This window comes from Heyndrickxia sp. FSL K6-6286 (assembly GCF_038630395.1).
Classification (GTDB): domain Bacteria; phylum Bacillota; class Bacilli; order Bacillales; family Bacillaceae_C; genus Heyndrickxia; species Heyndrickxia oleronia.
On the sequence record NZ_CP152029.1, the window covers coordinates 2,747,668 to 2,765,119 of the forward strand.

The following is a 17,452-nucleotide window of genomic DNA, read 5'->3' on the forward strand; positions in this document are numbered from 1 at the left end:
AGTTATCAATAAAAAGTCAAAACTAATTTATTCGTTAAATTATTTTCCTAATAGTAGCTTTGACAGTTCTCCGCGTGTTCCATCTGATACAACATAATACCAAATGCCATCAATTATCTTCCCTTCACCTTCAATTTCTACTTGTTTTACTTTCTCGACTGCGGGTTTATATGCTCTTTGAATATCGATTATTTGGTCCAATGTTAAGTTTGTTTGTACGTTTTTTTCTAGTATTTTTAATATTTTAGGATAATTTGAAAGTGATTTAATTTTAGTTCCTTCATGAATAATTTGATCTATTACCTCTCTTTGCCTTTTTTGTCTACCAAAATCCCCAAGAGGATCTTCTTTACGCATTCGAACATATTTTAGGGCTACTTTGCCATCGATATGTTGCCTTCCCTCTGGGATATAAACACCTTCAAGAATGAAAGCAAATGGATTGTTTATTGTCACGCCACCAACTGCATTTACGATATCCTTAAAACCATCCATATTAACTTTAATATAATAGTCAATAGAAATATTTAAAAATTCCTCTACTGCTCGAACAGAACCTTCAACTCCACCATAAGCATAGGCGGCATTCATTTTACTATAGGAATTTTTCTCCGGGTTAAAAACTCTGGTATCCCGTGGAATGCTAACCATTGTGGACCTTTTTGTTTCTGGATTAATATTTATAACTATCATTGAATCGGAACGCCCAACATCATTATGTCGCTCATCAACACCTAGTAATAATATCGATATGGGCTTAGGATTCTTTATATCTGTTTCGTTTTGCTGTAATTTCTCATCTTTATGCAATGGTTTATACATATGTTGAGCTGATTGAGCAAGAGTTCGATAAAAACCATAACAAACCAAACCGCCAATAATGAAAAATAATATTAAAATAAATAAAATAATCTTTTTTAGATTTATCTTTTTCTTCCTTTTTAATTTATACATAAACATCTCTTTCCCATCTTTGCTACTAATTTTGAGTAAAAAACTATTTTTGTTTTTATGTTTGCTTATTTTTCAATTTCCTCTTGAACAGCATTCATAATTAAGGTTGCATAATACTCCGCGCCTTTTGGCTTTAAATGCACTCCATCTTCATAAAAATAATTCTCTACTTCTTTACTAGATGAATACCAATCTATTACGGTTGTATTTTTATAATCCTTAGCCACCTCTGCAAGATTCTCATTTACTTTATCCTGCCATTCCCTAGGAACCCTTGTATTAACTAAGTATATATGCTTAGAATTCTTTATCGAATCCAGTAGACTTCGTAATTTGTCTTGATTAAACAGTCCATTCGTACCTAGTTCAATAATAATTTGTTCACCCAGTTTACCTTGAGATTTTAGTTGGTCGATTACCTCTTGGGCATCAATCATTTGTCGACCTACTTTTCCATCAACAACAATACCAGGAATCATTTTTTCCAAATATGGAGAAACACCCAATAAAACTGAATCTCCGATTGCCGTTATACTTTTCCCATTTATGGGTTTTGGGTGTACAGTAGATTGATTTTCCTTTTGTACCTCCTCAGTAGATGACGAATTATGTTCTTTTACTTTTAGAGTTCGGTCATCAAGTACCTTTTTTAATACTGGCTTATCAAAATTCGTTGTATCCTCTTGTCTTTCTTGAGTAAAAAACACTACTAGTCCTACGAACAAGATAATCAGAATTCCCCATAATAATGTTTTAAATTTTATATGCATGATATTTCTCCTCTTCTATTTATAAATAGATAAGTGAACCCTTTTAAATTTTTACTAATTTTTTACTTTAACTGCATCAACAAGAATAGAAGCATAAAATTTTGCACCTTCCGAATTTAAATGCACTCCATCTTGATAAAAGTAATTGTTTTTCCCTTCACTTGCTGAATACCAATCGATAACTGTAATATGATTAAATTCATTAGCAACTGCCGCAATCTCCTTATTTACAGTATCTTGCCAATCTCTTGGGACACGAGTATTCACTAAAAAAATCTCCTTTGAATCGTTTAGAGATTCCAGTAAATTACGTAATTTATCAGAATTAAAAGGTCCATTGGTCCCAAGTTCAATAATAATCTTATCTCCTAATTTTCCCTCTGATTGGAGTTGATCGATAACTTCTTGTGCTTGAATCATTTGACGACCCACTTTACCATTGACCACGATTCCTGGGAGTAGCTCTTCTAAATATGGCGCTGCATCGAGAATGACAGAATCTCCTATTACAGTAATTCCTTTTCCTACTTGAGTAGCGACATTGTCTAGATTTTTACTTTCATCCTTTTTATCTCGACTTACCTTAATATGGTGTATTGAATCATCCGCTACTGGAGTTTGATCATCTGGTTCAGACAGAGCGACATACCATCTGAAGATAATTAGAAAAATTACAGTGGATAAAATGATTCCCAAATATAGCGGACGGAAATAAGTTCTGCGTGATAGACGTGTTTCACCACGTTTATCCTTCCTAAAACTCCCTCTTCTAAAAGGCTCCTCGATATATTTGTAAGAAATAGCAGCCAAAACAAAGCTAACCATTAATTGTATGATTAAGTGTTTGACACTTGAATTTTCCACATCTGACGTGTTGGATAATATAATAACTGGAAAGTGCCACAAGTATAAACTATATGATCGAACTCCGATCCAATGCAGAGGTTTGCAACCCATAAGCTTTCCAATATAGCTTGCTGGGTGAGCCAGTACAGCAAGCAAAATGGCGGTAACTACACTTAAGAGCACAAAACCTCCAGGATAAAGAAAATCATCAAATTTATTTGAATAGCCAATCAAAATGATGAGTATTAGCAAACTGAAGCCACCTATCAGATCTAACATCAGACGCGCACGTATTGGAACTTTGTCACGTAGCCATTGACTGGGCCAAACAATAGCTAGTGCTGCTCCTATAAGAAGACCAAATGCTCTTGTTTCTGTCCCGTAATAAACTCTGCTTGGATCAGTACCTGGTTCATACATCCATGCCATTGAAAAAACGGATAAGGTGGCAACAATTAAAATCAAGATGAACAGCTCACTACCGCGTTGAACCATTTTTAATCCTATAATCAAAAGGAGTGGCCAAATAAGATAAAATTGTTCTTCAATAGAGAGAGACCACATATGACCTATTGGAGAAGCAGGACCAAAACTTTCAAAGTACGAAACCTTGTGAAAAATTAACCACCAATTATTCACATAAAATATCGATGATAAAAAAGCACCCTGTAGAGATTGCAATCTTTCAGGATCAAATAATACAAGCCATATTCCCACACATAAAAGCATCCATAGCATTGCTGGAATCAGCCTACGTACCCTTCTCTTCCAGAACCTTAATAGATTAAATCTATGTTGCTTTCTCCACTCAATAATTATTTGATCAGTAATGAGATAGCCTGAGATGACAAAAAATATCCCTACCCCAAGTAATCCCCCTTGAGCCCATTTAATATTTAAATGATATGCGATGACTGCAAGAACAGATAAAGCTCTGAGGCCGTCTAATCCTGGCATATAGCGTCTACCTTTTTGACTTGGAAGCTGTTTCATGTTGTGACTCATTCTGTTCAATCCTTACCATAATTTATTAAAATAGGACTAATAGATTCTAGGATATGCTCATAATTTCAATATCCATTCTTACCTACTCCCTTACACTCTTAATATAAAACTCAGATGTAGCAGTAGTTCATCCAACTTGTAAACAAAATGTCACAATACTAAAGTAATTACATTAACCCTTGGACAAAAAGTAAATATATGAAACATAAAATATTAGTTTTGAAGGTTAAGAGAAGAAAAATATTGTTAAAATATACTAGGAAATTTGAGTTCACAACTTTATTTGGTGCAACATAAGAGGACTGAAAGGATGTGGAGAATAATTCTATTGATAGGGAATTTGAGGAAATTCTCATGTTAGTAGTTGAAGGTTTATACAAAATTGATCAAATGGATGAAGATTTAGCAGGCTGATTAAAAGTTAATTGAATTTACTAACATGAAAACTAATAGTATTTGTTTCCTTGTAATTTAAATTTCAATCGAAAACAATAAGGCAGTCTTTAAAGAAAAAGACTGCCCCTTGTATTTTTAATACTTATTTTTCCTAATAGACATTATTTAAAGACAATAATCAATCCCTGATCCTCTGGTTGGATAATTTGCGATTGGGGATTTTGTACTTGTGAATACATTTTAGTTCCACGTAATAAAAGACATTGACTATCTGGACTCCAATATATTTCAGATGGTATTATCCCACGATAAATCGGATCCTGATAAAGGATATTTTTCCCTTGTAGCTTTCCTACATAAATATCATTTTGGTTATTTAAAGAATAAACGATTTTCTTTCGGTCGCTAGAAAATTCGAATATATCTACCTTTTCTAACAATACGGAAATTTCACCATTCCGGCGATCATATTCATACAATGTGTCATCTTTGCCTAGGAACACAAACTGATGATTATTTAGCCAAGTATTACTATTACCACCTGTCTGATGCTTGTACTGGATATTGATTTTATTACTGTTGATAGTCCCTAAAATAATACTGTTATAATTAGAAGTTTGCAACATGGTAAACAATAAACTCTTTCCGTCATCTGAAATACTAACTCCTATTAGCGTTCCCTCATTATTAAGTTCATTTAGTTCATATGTTCGGAGACTCTTTGAAACTATATCATATATACCAACTGCCCTAGGTTCACCCTTAAGGGAACTAAGGCTTAGATAACATAGGTATCTGTTGTTATTTGACCATGTTACATCTTGAAGATAAATCTGTTGACTATAATTAAATTTTACTACTTCTATATCCTTGCCATCTCCTACTGGGATTAACTTCAATGAAACACCATTAGATGACATAATTGTTTGTGCAATAAATTTCCCATCTGGTGACATATTTAAATTGGTCGTATTATTATTGATCCTTTTTAACATTTCAGGCTTTTCATATGGAGTTGTTAACCGTTGGAGATTATTTAACAATTTATCATGTGATCCTCCTTCATTAAACACTCCAATAACTGACTTCTTATCGGACCAACCAAGTAATAAATTAACAGTATTAGGCAGTCGATAAATTGTTTCCACCTGAAAGGGTTGACTCCCTTGCCCCTTTGTATCATTGTCTGAATTGTTTGGAATAATAATTGTTTCTGAACGCTTTTCTATATTACACCCAGATAAAATAATGGTAAGAGACAATAGTACCCCTGACCATTTGATTAATTGTTTGTTTTTCATGATAAATTTTCACCCTTAATGCATGTCATTTCAACAATCACAATTGTATGGTGCTTCTCATTAAAGATTCGTATAATCCCACCATGGTCTTCGATGATGGATTTAGCGATACTTAACCCTAAGCCTACACTTCCCTCCTCTGCTTTTTCTCGATTTATTGAATAAAAGGGTTGAAACAGATTAGCATATTGGTCATGCTCAATAGGATCACTTGGATTCTTAAACATAAAACAAACCTTTTCTCCAATAACCTCTGCTTTTACTTCTATTTGTGAATGAGGAGAACTGTATTTAATTGCATTATCTAAAAGATTAATAAAAAGCTGACGAATCCGATTAGATTGACCAAATATATACAAATTCTCATTAACTTCACACTCAATGCTTTTCGCATATCGTTCAGCACGAAAGGACATAGATTCACATACGTCCTTTAAAATGGAACTAACGTTAATTTTTTTAAATGGATAATCTTTTGTTGTTCCTCTAGACACCTCAAGAAGTTTAACCACCATACTATGAAGTCGGCGGCTTTCCTCTATAATGTGATTCATACCTTTTTCGAAAAACTTTCTATCCGATTCTCCTTTTTTATTTATAATTTCAGCATATCCAAGAATGGAAGTGAGTGGAGTCTTAAGTTCGTGTGTAATATTGTCAAAAAAGCGCTTTTCCTTTTCATTTAATTCCTTCAAACGATCACGATCCCTCTCTATAGTGGTTATCTGACTGTTTATTCTGTGGATCATTTCGCTAAAATTAACTGCCAGCTTACCGATCTCATCCTTCCTTCTAAAATGAATATTAACATCTAAATTTCCCTCTATTACCTCATTAGATACCTGTGTGAGTTTAACTAGTGGTATAGTAATATGTCTAGAAAGGAAATACGAAAAAAGAAATGCTACTGCAAAGATTGCAAGCGCAATATAAAAAATAATGTCTAATATTTTCTTACTTTGATTAAAAAGAAGGCTGAAATCTTTTGAAAAACGTAAAATACCAACTTTCGAACCTTCAATTACAACCGGATATGAGAAAAGAACTTCTGCTTTATTTTTATCATAAGTGATGTGATATGCTGTCTTCCCCTTGATAGCTTGTTGTAGATCATCTTTCGCTTTTCCAGAGAAATTCTTCTTATTCGAAGAAAATAATAAAGAACCATCTAAATTATATACACTCACATTACTACCAGTTGAATAAGCTAAATCATATACCATTTCTTCTGCCATCTCACCAAAGTAAAGTTTGTTATTTGTAAAATGATTAATTAAAAAGGATTGGCGGACATATACACTACTATTGTTTTTCAGCTCAATTAAATCTGATGTTACAATTTTTTTGTTATTTGACCAAATTATTTCTTTTACCGTTTGATTAAGCACAAGGAAGGATAATAAAAAGATTACAAAAAAACCAACAATAAATTTGGCTTTGATCGTTCCCAGCATTCTCTATCTCACCTGCTTTACGAATTTATAGCCAACTCCAAACACTGTGGTAATAAGATCTCCTGAATCAAGTTTTTTTCGAAGTCGTTGAATATGAGTATCAACAGTACGTGTATCTCCAGCAAAATCATAACCCCAAACCAGGTCAAGTAGCTCTGATCTAGTAAAGATTTTTCCTTTGTGACCTATTAGGGTTATTAATAAATCATATTCTTTTGGGGTAAGCTCTACATGCCTTCCAGCCTTTGTTACCAGCCTTTCTTCCGGAATAATCGTAATATCTTTTACATGAATTTCATTGTTCTCTACTTGATATTCCAATTTATTAGCTTGATCCAATCTCCTTACAATGGTTCGAATTCTAGCGACCACTTCACGCATATCAAACGGCTTTGTAATGTAGTCGTCCGCTCCATATTCTAGTCCGATTACCTTATCAGTTATATCTGACTTAGCAGTAATCATTAGTATAGGAATATTATAATTAGTTGTTACATGTTTACAAATATCTAATCCACTACAATCAGGAAGCATCCAATCAAGTAGAAGAACATTAGGTTTGTATGTATCCAGGGCACTCAAACCAGACGACCCAGATGTTTCAATTTGGGTATGAAAACCTTCCATAATTAACCCATAAGATAGTAAATCAGCAATTGGCCCATCATCTTCTATAATGAGAATTTTAATTTTATCCATGTAGATCTCATTCCTTTTTATCTATTTATTTTAAAATCGTATTAGCCCAATTTGAAAATTATTATAGCACACTCCCTTTTTGGATGAAGTGGAGCCTGCAATGCAAGGAAAGCTAAATTTATTGGAACACAATTTTCAAACTACTACCTACTAAAAAACTGAGATTGGGTTAACCTATCTACATTTTCCATCATGGTATAGGAAAAACAACGACTTTAAAGATGCTGTTAGGTTTGTTAACGCCTGATCAAGGTGAGATTACATGGGAAGACGGGCGACTTGACCGATCTAAGGTTTCCATCGGCTATCTTCCTGAAGCGCGTGGATTGTATTTAAAAAGTAAAATCAACGGACAACTTCACTATTTTGGAGAACTGGAAGGAATGAGCCGCAAGCAAGACGATGATGCAATAGATTATTGGCTGGATAAACTTGATATAGCTTAATATATAACCAAAAAAAGCAAGTGAAATATCTAAAGGAAAACAACAAAAAAATCAATTATTCGCAACATTAATGCATAATCCTGAATTATTTATTTTAGATGATCCATTTAGTGTGTTAGATTCTGTAAATGCTAATTTATTGTCTTCCATCATTGAGAGCAGATCACAGCTAAAAAAACAGTTATCCTGTCCATTCATCGTATGGAGCAAATTGAAAGTTTTTGTGAACAAATTTGTTTATTGTATGAGGGAGAGGCAATCATTAAAGGACTATTGAATGAAATTAAGTAAAATTTGGGTTATCGTAATTTAACACTATCGAGCAATAAGTCAATTGAAACAGCACTAAATGAATGGAAAATTCTTTTTGAAATATTATATGCATATATCATTATTAGAGTAAGGAATGATAAAGAAGCAATTGAGCTCTTGAATCGATTAATAAAAACAGTCTATTCCAATTCACAACTGTAAATTGCTAGAGCCTAAATTAAACGAAATCTTTATTGAGGGGTGGGATAAAATGGAGAAATTTTTGACAGTTTTTAAATTTCATTTGAGAGAATCATTATTATCAAATTCTTTATTATCGGCAATATATTTACGCTGATTATCATTGTTGGTATTTTCGGAACTAGTCATTTATCATCCAAAGAGTCAAAAGATAAAGTAGCGTTCATCAATTCAACTTACTATCAAACCAATATTGAACAGTTAAACAAAGGCTTAGATTGGTTTGTGATGAAAAAGAAATATATAGGGAAATTGAAACAGGAAGTGAAAAAGCAAAAGAAACAACCCATTCGAATCCATTCTCGATGGGTTGTTTCTTTTGCACTATAAAATATTAATTATTAACTTCAGTTGACTCAACCTTTGTTTCTAATGCAGAAGAAAATCCATTTAACATATAGGCCATATGAACGATACCATCCTCAAAATCCTTTATGCGAATAGATTCATTTGGTGCATGTGCCTTTGATCCAACCCAACCAACACCTGTACTAACTATTGGTAGCTTTAAGTGCTCACCGAAGATATACATTGGCCCTGTTCCTGCAGCATTTGGAGAAAGGATTACATCATTTTCATAAACTTCCTTTGCCGATTCTAGAACATGGTCAATAAATGGGTGGTTATAGTTGGAACGGTAGGCTTTTTGTCCGTTTATCATTTGTACTTCAATATCATTAAATCCATGCTTTTCTAAGTGTTTTTTCACACTTAATAAAATATGATTTGGATCCTGACCAGGTACCAAACGACAATCCAGCTTAGCTTTCGCTATTTTTGGTAAGACTGTTTTAGCTCCTTCCCCAGTATAGCCACTGTCTAATCCACATATGGTCATTGTAGGATGAAATACCATTGCTGTTCTAGGATCGATCCCTTTTGCCTTCGTTATAAGTGAACGTTTTAATCCATATAAGTCAATTACAGCTTCTTCATTAAAAGGCAGTTCTGAAACAACTTTTTTCTCTTCCTCTGTAGGTTCTATAATCCCATCATAGAAACCTTCAACTAATATATCATTTTGTTCGTTCTTCATTGTAGCTAAAGCCTGAACTAGTCTCCAAGCAGCATTGTCGACATAGGCACCTACTGAAGAATGCATATCAATATCTGCCCCAACACATGTCAATTCGAGATACGCCATTCCTTTAATTCCTGCTACCATACTGATACGTTCCTTTTCGTCCTTGCCACCAAATTCCCAAATACAGGCATCTGCTTGAAATAGTTCTTGATATTTTTCAAGATAAGGTGCTAAATTGGGGCTACCAATCTCCTCTTCACCTTCGATTAGAAATTTCACATTGCAAGGTAAGCCACCATCTTGATTTTGTAATAGTTTAATTGCTGTTAAACGGGCCATTAAATCCCCTTTATTGTCAGAGGCACCTCTGGCAAATAATTTCCCATCAATAATCGTTGGTTCAAAAGGATCAGTATCCCATTCTTCAAGTGGTTCTGGTGGCTGGACATCGTAATGATTATAAAACAACAGGGTTTTCGTTGAGTCGCCATTTTCCCCTGCTGCAAAATAACCATAAATGACAGGATTCCCTCCTAGCTCATCTAATACTATGGTTTCCCCATTGATATCCTCAATCTGTTTAACTACATATGCGACCGTTTCAGGAATAGCCTTGCTTTGTGCAGAAACAGTTTGTAGGCTTAAATATTTCTGTAAATTTGTTACAGCATCGGTCATATACTCCTTCACCGATTCTTTATAACGTTTCAAATCCTGTTGCCCCATATCCTTTTCTCTCCTTCCATAATAGATTAACTATTTATTTCGGCATTCGAAGGAAAAACCCTTTAAAATTTAATAAATTTTATTTATAAGAATATGAGAATAGTACCTATCAACTGTTTGATGACAAGTGAAGGATAAGGATAATATTATGTTATTAAAAAATTTATTTCTTCATCATTTCTTTTACAAGCACTTTATTTCGCTCTTTAAATAATTCATTATGCGAAGAGACCATTCCAAATTTATTCGCTTCAGGCTGAATAAACTGTTTCGCCTTGTTAACTGCATTTGCAGCATCTTGGAATGCACCAGCTATTAGATGAACCTTGCCATCGTGCATAAGTATATCCCCAGCCCCATATAAACCCTCTACGGATGATTCACTCATTGCATTTCCAGAAATATAATAATTATCAACAAGTTCAATATGTAAATCACTATTTTCAAGTAATGTTGCATCACGCTGATAGCCATGATTAATAATGACTTCATCTACAGATAACTTCGAAATCTCACCTGTTTCATGATTCTCAAGTTCGACTCCTTCAATAACTTCATGATTACGACTAGCTATTAGTTTTTTTATTGTTGTATTTAAATAACAAACTGCACAACTGTTTAATAACTGTGTAGCTTGTGCTTCATGACCCGCCAGGTTATTCTTTCTGTATGTCAAATAAACATTTTTAGCAACGGACTCCAATTCATTTGCCCAATCAATAGCAGAATTTCCACCGCCTGAAATAAGGACATTTTTATCTTTAAATTGTTTTAGTGACTTAACCGTATAATGTAAATTAGATACCTCAAACCTCTCTGCCCCATCAATTTCAAGCTTTTGCGGATTTAATATTCCACTACCAATAGCAACGATAATTGTTTTTGAATAATGCTTTTCTCCACTTGAACCTTCTAAAACAAATATCCCCTCTTCATTCCTTGAAATGGACTCAACTTTTTCTTTTAAAACGACGGTTGGATTAAAAGTTAATCCTTGAGCAACTAGTTGTTCAATTAATTTTTCCCCTGGAATAGGAGTTTGGCCGCCTACATCCCATATCATTTTCTCTGGATATACATGCAGCTTTCCACCTAGGTATGGTTGAAATTCAATAATTTTTGTTTTCATTTCTCTTAATCCACTATAGAATGCCGAATATAATCCTGCCGGCCCTCCACCAATGATTGTTACATCAAATAAATCCTGCCGTTCCATATTTGAACACTCCTCAGCAATGAATTCATCAAAATTATTTATCTTATATCCTCAATTTCATTTTCACTAAATCTAGTGTAACTGATAACGATTATCAATTTCAATCGTTTTTTTCTCATTTATAGAAACTTTTTTTATCTTCCTCATCCCCTACCTTCCACAAAAATGATCATTTATAAGTGATTAGGTTAAGTTTGAAATAGATAAAAAAAGTGATTGACAATAAAAATAATACACTCTATAGTTATTGATGAAAATGAGAATCATTATCATACATATTTATCATTTACACTTTCAAAAGGAGGTTTTTAACATGGGACGCCTTTTTACAAATAATTTAAACATTGGGTATGGTGAACAGATCATCGTTAATGATCTCAGTGTCAGCATTCCTGATAAACAAATTACAACGATTATCGGTTCAAATGGATGTGGGAAATCTACCCTCTTAAAAGCGATTACTCGAATAATTAATCATCATTCTGGAAACGTTCTTTTGGATGGGAAAGATATTCTTAAAGAAAATACGAAAGCTTTAGCTAAAAAAATGGCGATTCTTCCACAATCACCAGAAAGTGCAAGTGGATTAACTGTTGGTGAGCTTGTTTCATATGGTCGTTTCCCCTATCAAAAGGGTTTCGGACGTTTAACAAAAAAAGATCTTGAAGTTATAGATTGGGCACTAGATGTAACAGGTACCTTTGATTATAAATTTCGCCCCGTCGACGCATTGTCTGGTGGTCAACGTCAACGTGTATGGATTGCGATGGCTCTCGCACAAGAGACCGATATCATCTTTCTTGATGAACCTACTACATATTTAGATATGGCCCATCAACTTGAAGTTTTAGAGCTTCTACAAACACTAAATATTGAACAGCAACGAACCATTATTATGGTGTTGCATGATCTAAACCAAGCAGCCCGTTTTGCAGATTATTTGATCGCGATGAAAGACGGCAAAATTGTAAAAGCTGGTAATTGTGAGGAAGTCATGAATCGTCAAGTATTGAAGAAAGTTTTTCAAATTGATGCTGAAATTGGCAGAGATCCACGGACAAACAAACCAATGTGTATTACTTATAACCTTCTAAAAGGAGAAAATAAACATGAAGAAAATTCTATTCCCTCTCATTTTGCTCTTAGTGCTCATAGTTAGTGCATGCAGTAATGGGACAACCGAAAAAGATAAAGGCAATGCTACGAAAGAAAAGGAACAAAAAACAATAACCTATCAATCTGAAAATGGTCCTATAAAAGTACCTGCCCATCCAAAACGTGTAGTTTTATTATCAGGATTTACAGGTAATGTCTTATCATTAGGTGTGAATGTTGTAGGTGCTGATACTTGGTCAAAAAACAGCCCTGCTTTTAAAGACCAATTAAAAGATGCCCAAGAGGTTTCTGAAGATAATATAGAAAAAATTATTGAATTAAAACCAGACCTCATTATCGGATTATCGACGACAAAAAATCTTGATAAACTGAAGAAAATAGCTCCAACAGTTACTTATACTTGGGGAAAAGTGGATTATTTAACCCAACATATCGAAATTGGTAAACTATTAAACAAAGAAAAAGAAGCAAAAGATTGGGTAGAAGATTTCCAAAAACGTGCTCAAGCTGCCGGAGATGAAATCCGTGCAAAGATAGGTGAAAATGCCACTGTATCCGTTATAGAGAGTTTTGGAAAAGAACTGTACGTTTACGGTGATAACTGGGCTCGCGGAACAGAAATATTATATCAATCAATGAAGCTAAAAATGCCTGAAAAAGTAAAAGAAAAAGCCTTAAAGTCAGGTTATTATACTTTATCTACAGAAGTTCTTCCAGAATATGCAGGTGATTATGTGATTTTAAGTAAATATTCTGATGCCGATGACTCATTCCAAAAAACAGAATCCTATAAAAATATTCCTGCTGTCAAAAACAACCATGTCTTTGAAATGGAAGGAAATGGCGCTTCTTTTAATGATCCAATTACATTAGAAAAGCAGCTTAAATTTTTTGAGGAATCATTTTTAGGTAAGACTCTTTTCTAAAACTTTTGTTATTGAAATATAATTTTTTTCTAACCTACCAATATAAGTTAGAAAATAAAATATATATAGAAAAGATGCCCCGTAACCTAGCTATTTTCGGTTTTTTTACCCTTTACTTCATTGCCACAATTTATGCGAAGTAGCCTTAGGTAAATAAATTTGAAAAGGAGTTGTCCATATTAAATTAGGGCAACTCCTTCTTTTCCATTGGCTCTTTTCGTATATGACATAATGCATGACTATTTAAACTACTGGTACTTACCTACTTTTTTACTTAGTAGTGAAAAAAATTGGTATAAATCCTAATAGGAATGCTACGAAATTGCACAGGTAGTCAGAAAATTGCTTTTATATTCTATGTATGAAAGATGGGAAAATAATGAAAAAAAAGACTAAAAACTCCATCCCATTCGTATTTAAGCTTTTCATTGGAATTGTTGTTCTTATCGGGATGTTTGTAGTTGCCATGATATTTGGTGCAGCGGAAACAACCTTAAAAGATGTTTGGCTGGCTCTTACCTCAAATAGAAAAAGTGACACTATTTTAATGCTACGTGAAATACGTTTCCCTCGGGAAATTGCTGCGATTATTGTAGGTGCTGCCCTTTCAGTTTCAGGTGCTATCATGCAGGGCTTAACAAGGAACCCATTAGCCGACCCCGGTTTACTAGGTTTATCTGCTGGAGCCAATGCAGCTCTTGCACTCACCCTTGCCTTTATTCCATCTGCTAATTATATTTGGATTACCATTAGCTGCTTTATTGGGGCAGCAATTGGAACTGGCATGGTGTTTGGGCTAGGTGCACTTCAAAAAGGAGGCTTCTCCCCTCTTCGAATTGTTTTAGCTGGAGCAGCAGTCTCTACGTTTTTATATGCTGTCGCTGATGGAATTGGCATTTTTTTTAAGCTATCTAAAAATGTATCCATGTGGACCTCTGGAGGTGTTATTGGAACGTCATGGGAGCAGCTTAGACTAATGATTCCTATAATTATCATTGGTATCATAATTTCACTATTGCTATCAAGGCAACTAACGATTTTAAGTTTAAATGAAGAAGTAGCAGTTGGATTAGGACAAAAAACGATCCGAATAAAGACTATTCTATTTTTTGTCGTTATCTTACTTGCAGGAACATCTGTAGCACTCGTTGGAAATATGGCTTTTATCGGTCTAATGATCCCTCATATCGTCCGGGCGTTAGTGGGTACTGATTATCGCTATATCATACCATCCAGTGCAATTGTCGGTGGCATCTTTATGCTTTTTGCCGATACTCTGGGCCGTACAATCAATGCCCCTTACGAAACACCTGTCGCAGCTATAGTTGCAGCAGTAGGCTTACCTTTCTTCTTAATTATTATTCGTAAAGGAGGTAAGATGTTCTCATGATTCATCCAGCATTGGTTAAAAAACAGCGAATCATCTTATGCATTTTACTAGTGTTAATTATAATGACAATTGTACTCGGGATGGGGATTGGTGATGCCAGCTTGTCCTATGATCGTCTCCTTCCAACCTTATTTGGAAAAGGGTCATTTACTGAGGAATTCGTTTTGTTTTCCATTCGTCTTCCCAGAATTATTATTACTTTTTTGGCAGGAATTGCACTCGCCCTATCCGGAGCCATTTTACAAGGAATTACCCGCAATGATTTAGCTGATCCAGGTATTATTGGAATTAACTCCGGTGCCGGTGTAGCAATTTCTATCTTCTTTTTATTTTTTCCAATAGAAGTCGGATCGTTTGTATATATGTTGCCGCTTCTAGCTTTTGCAGGTGCATTAGTCACGGCGATTCTTATTTATATATTCTCGTATCAAAAAAACATTGGATTGCAACCGGTTAGATTAGTTTTAGTTGGGATTGGCTTTTCCATGGCACTATCAGGAGTGATGATTCTCCTAATTTCATCCGCTGAGCGCGAAAAAGTTGATTTCATCTCTAAGTGGTTAGCGGGAAATATATGGGGCGATGATTGGCCATTCATTTGGGCATTCCTTCCTTGGTTACTTATTCTCATCCCATACACCTTATTCAAGGCTAATCGATTAAACATTTTGAGTTTAAGTGAACCAGTAGCGATTGGAGTTGGAGTATCCCTTGAAAAAGAAAGGATCTCCCTTTTATTAACAGCTGTGGCACTTGCAGCATCTGCTGTTTCAGTTACTGGTGGCATTTCATTTATTGGATTAATGGCACCACATATAGCTAAATCCTTAGTCGGTCCACGTAATCAATTATTCATACCTGTAGCCATCATGATTGGCGGCTGGCTTTTATTAGTTGCTGACACGATTGGTAGAAATATCATTGACCCTAGTGGAATTCCAGCTGGGATCATGGTCGCCTTAATTGGTGCACCCTATTTTATGTATTTGCTATTAAAAAAACAAGCATAAGGTCACTGCCGACCAAAATTTCTATATAAAAAAACCGCTAATTGCGCACTTATTCAATCAACAATTAGCGGTTTTTACCTTATTTTTTATTTTCACTTTTTATAGGTAGGGATCGTCAATCCCCTTCCTATTATTAAGAAGAGATAGGTAAACTTGCAAATACACTTTTATTAAATAATAAAAACAAAATAGGCTAAAAATGCGATACTTAAAACATAGATTAGCGGATGTACTGCTTTCCACTTTCCTAAAGCAATCATTGTAATTGGATATAAAATAAACCCAAGTGCAATACCTGTTGCGACACTTGAAGTAAGGGGCATCATAATAATTGTTACAAATGCTGGGAATGTAATCTCAATTTTATTCCAATTAATATGTTTGATTTCTGCTGCCATCAATGCGCCTACAATGATTAAAGCTGGTGCCGTTACCTCAGGTGTTATAATAGATAATAACGGAGAAAAAAATAAGGCAATAACGAAACAACCAGAAATGATAATGGAAGTAAAGCCTGTTCGACCACCTGCACCAATTCCAGCACTTGATTCTACCATTGATGCTGTTGTCGAAGTACCTAAAATAGAACCGACAACAATGGAAGTTGAATCAGCAAGAAGCGCTCTTCCGATATTAGGAATTTTATTATCCTTAATCAAACCAGCTTGACTTGCTATCGCAATCAATGCTCCGGCAGTATCAAAAAAGGCAACAAATAGGAATGTAAATATTACCGCTAATACATCTGGAGTAAACACTTGATCCAAGTGGTGGAACACTACACCAAATGTTGGTGACATACTCGGTATTGCTCCAATAATATGGGTTGGTTTATCAATCACATTCCATATTATCCCGATGATTGTTGTTATGACCATTCCATAAAAGATTGCTCCCCCAATTCGTCTAACCATCATCATAACCGTGATGACAAAACCAATAATAGCTAAAATAGTAGTTGGCTTAGAAAGATCCCCTATTGATACAACTGTATCAGAATTCCCGACGATTAAACCCGCATTTTTTAAACCGACGAATGCAACGAAAAAGCCAATCCCACCTGAAATTGCATACTTCAAATCCTCTGGAATAATATTAATAATCATTTCTCGAATTTTAAACAAGCTTAATAAAATAAAGAGAATTCCTGCAATGAATACACCTGTTAATGTTGTTTGCCATGGAATCCCCATCCCTATACATACTGAGAATGTAAAAAATGAGTTTAGCCCCATACTTGGTGCAATTCCTATTGGAAAATTGGCTAAAAGACCAATTAATAATGATCCAATAATTGCTGATACAGCCGTTGCAGTAAATACTGCGCCCTGATCCATCCCAGACTGACTTAATATCATGGGATTTACTACTAAAATATAGGCCATAGATAAAAATGTAGTAATTCCCGCAAGCGTTTCCTGCTTATATGAGGTTCTACGTTGAGCAAATTGAAAAAAATCTTTCACTATATGTCCTCCCATTCTTTAGAACAAACCAAATGGACTACTCTTCTACCAACTAGAATAGCCTCAATTTCAAAAATATAGTATGAATAGTTCTAATAAAGTTATTAAAACTAGGTATAATAAAACGCCTTGATCCACTCCAACTAACAATTCGCGAGGCAATCAAACTATTTGCTTCATTTTTAAGATTACAC

Annotated in this window: 13 protein-coding genes and 1 pseudogene; 5 read left to right on the forward strand and 9 right to left on the reverse strand. The window is 34.5% G+C overall.

The window, feature by feature from the left end; all coding sequences use genetic code 11:
• Nucleotides 1-39: 39 nt before the first annotated feature.
• From MHI39_RS13905 to MHI39_RS13930, 6 genes are all read right to left on the reverse strand, one after another.
• Nucleotides 40-954 carry an LCP family protein gene (locus tag MHI39_RS13905; protein ID WP_216383710.1) on the reverse strand — a complete coding sequence of 305 codons (915 nt, stop codon included), beginning with the start codon at nucleotides 952-954 and terminating at the stop codon, nucleotides 40-42.
• Between the two features lie 65 nt (nucleotides 955-1,019).
• A complete protein-coding gene (locus MHI39_RS13910; RefSeq protein ID WP_216383707.1) occupies nucleotides 1,020-1,724 on the reverse strand; it encodes a hypothetical protein in 705 nt (234 codons plus the stop codon).
• A gap of 54 nt (nucleotides 1,725-1,778) precedes the next feature.
• Nucleotides 1,779-3,575, reverse strand: coding sequence for an acyltransferase family protein (locus MHI39_RS13915; protein WP_236036367.1), 1,797 nt, complete (start codon nucleotides 3,573-3,575; stop codon nucleotides 1,779-1,781).
• A gap of 557 nt (nucleotides 3,576-4,132) precedes the next feature.
• Entirely contained in the window at nucleotides 4,133-5,272 is a 1,140-nt protein-coding gene (locus MHI39_RS13920; RefSeq protein ID WP_216383705.1) for a WD40 repeat domain-containing protein, read from the reverse strand.
• Nucleotides 5,269-6,726, reverse strand: coding sequence for a HAMP domain-containing sensor histidine kinase (locus MHI39_RS13925; RefSeq protein WP_216383703.1), 1,458 nt, complete (start codon nucleotides 6,724-6,726; stop codon nucleotides 5,269-5,271). Before MHI39_RS13925 ends, MHI39_RS13920 begins: the two co-directional genes overlap by 4 nt.
• A gap of 3 nt (nucleotides 6,727-6,729) precedes the next feature.
• The gene (locus MHI39_RS13930; RefSeq protein ID WP_216383701.1) at nucleotides 6,730-7,425 is read right to left on the reverse strand and encodes a response regulator transcription factor; all 696 of its coding nucleotides are present in this window, start codon (nucleotides 7,423-7,425) and stop codon (nucleotides 6,730-6,732) included.
• Nucleotides 7,426-7,541: 116 nt separating this feature from the next.
• Here MHI39_RS13930 and MHI39_RS13935 point away from each other — a divergent pair.
• Nucleotides 7,542-8,382 (forward strand): annotated as a pseudogene (locus MHI39_RS13935) (ATP-binding cassette domain-containing protein); the annotation flags it as partial.
• Between the two features lie 336 nt (nucleotides 8,383-8,718).
• On the opposite strand, the gene MHI39_RS13940 reads toward MHI39_RS13935, so the two are convergent.
• Nucleotides 8,719-10,134: a M20/M25/M40 family metallo-hydrolase gene (locus MHI39_RS13940; RefSeq protein WP_342539426.1), complete on the reverse strand. Its 1,416-nt coding sequence runs from the start codon at nucleotides 10,132-10,134 to the stop codon at nucleotides 8,719-8,721.
• A gap of 163 nt (nucleotides 10,135-10,297) precedes the next feature.
• Entirely contained in the window at nucleotides 10,298-11,350 is a 1,053-nt protein-coding gene (locus tag MHI39_RS13945; protein ID WP_071975808.1) for an NAD(P)/FAD-dependent oxidoreductase, read from the reverse strand.
• 313 nt (nucleotides 11,351-11,663) lie between these two features.
• Between MHI39_RS13945 and MHI39_RS13950 the strand changes: the two genes are divergently transcribed.
• The 4 genes from MHI39_RS13950 (at nucleotide 11,664) to MHI39_RS13965 (ending at nucleotide 15,792) form a co-directional block, all read left to right on the forward strand.
• Complete coding sequence (locus MHI39_RS13950) at nucleotides 11,664-12,509, forward strand: ABC transporter ATP-binding protein (protein ID WP_058005391.1); 846 nt, start codon at nucleotides 11,664-11,666, stop codon at nucleotides 12,507-12,509.
• The gene (locus tag MHI39_RS13955) at nucleotides 12,460-13,392 is read left to right on the forward strand and encodes an iron-hydroxamate ABC transporter substrate-binding protein (RefSeq protein WP_058005392.1); all 933 of its coding nucleotides are present in this window, start codon (nucleotides 12,460-12,462) and stop codon (nucleotides 13,390-13,392) included. The genes MHI39_RS13950 and MHI39_RS13955 overlap by 50 nt, the downstream gene beginning before the upstream one ends.
• A 379-nt stretch (nucleotides 13,393-13,771) precedes the next feature.
• A complete protein-coding gene (locus MHI39_RS13960) occupies nucleotides 13,772-14,782 on the forward strand; it encodes an iron ABC transporter permease (protein ID WP_180211836.1) in 1,011 nt (336 codons plus the stop codon).
• Nucleotides 14,779-15,792: an iron ABC transporter permease gene (locus MHI39_RS13965; protein ID WP_342539432.1), complete on the forward strand. Its 1,014-nt coding sequence runs from the start codon at nucleotides 14,779-14,781 to the stop codon at nucleotides 15,790-15,792. The genes MHI39_RS13960 and MHI39_RS13965 overlap by 4 nt, the downstream gene beginning before the upstream one ends.
• A gap of 170 nt (nucleotides 15,793-15,962) precedes the next feature.
• Here the strand turns inward: MHI39_RS13965 and MHI39_RS13970 are convergent, their stop codons facing one another.
• The gene (locus MHI39_RS13970; protein WP_342539434.1) at nucleotides 15,963-17,258 is read right to left on the reverse strand and encodes an NCS2 family permease; all 1,296 of its coding nucleotides are present in this window, start codon (nucleotides 17,256-17,258) and stop codon (nucleotides 15,963-15,965) included.
• Nucleotides 17,259-17,452: the final 194 nt, after the last annotated feature.

Coding starts and splice junctions, on each gene's coding strand:
- MHI39_RS13905 (WP_216383710.1), bottom strand. CDS start 954: ATGTATAAATTAAAAAGGAAGAAAAAGATAAATCTAAAAAAGATTATT.
- MHI39_RS13910 (WP_216383707.1), bottom strand. CDS start 1,724: ATGCATATAAAATTTAAAACATTATTATGGGGAATTCTGATTATCTTG.
- MHI39_RS13915 (WP_236036367.1), bottom strand. CDS start 3,575: ATGAGTCACAACATGAAACAGCTTCCAAGTCAAAAAGGTAGACGCTAT.
- MHI39_RS13920 (WP_216383705.1), bottom strand. CDS start 5,272: ATGAAAAACAAACAATTAATCAAATGGTCAGGGGTACTATTGTCTCTT.
- MHI39_RS13925 (WP_216383703.1), bottom strand. CDS start 6,726: ATGCTGGGAACGATCAAAGCCAAATTTATTGTTGGTTTTTTTGTAATC.
- MHI39_RS13930 (WP_216383701.1), bottom strand. CDS start 7,425: ATGGATAAAATTAAAATTCTCATTATAGAAGATGATGGGCCAATTGCT.
- MHI39_RS13940 (WP_342539426.1), bottom strand. CDS start 10,134: ATGGGGCAACAGGATTTGAAACGTTATAAAGAATCGGTGAAGGAGTAT.
- MHI39_RS13945 (WP_071975808.1), bottom strand. CDS start 11,350: ATGGAACGGCAGGATTTATTTGATGTAACAATCATTGGTGGAGGGCCG.
- MHI39_RS13950 (WP_058005391.1), top strand. CDS start 11,664: ATGGGACGCCTTTTTACAAATAATTTAAACATTGGGTATGGTGAACAG.
- MHI39_RS13955 (WP_058005392.1), top strand. CDS start 12,460: ATGAAGAAAATTCTATTCCCTCTCATTTTGCTCTTAGTGCTCATAGTT.
- MHI39_RS13960 (WP_180211836.1), top strand. CDS start 13,772: ATGAAAAAAAAGACTAAAAACTCCATCCCATTCGTATTTAAGCTTTTC.
- MHI39_RS13965 (WP_342539432.1), top strand. CDS start 14,779: ATGATTCATCCAGCATTGGTTAAAAAACAGCGAATCATCTTATGCATT.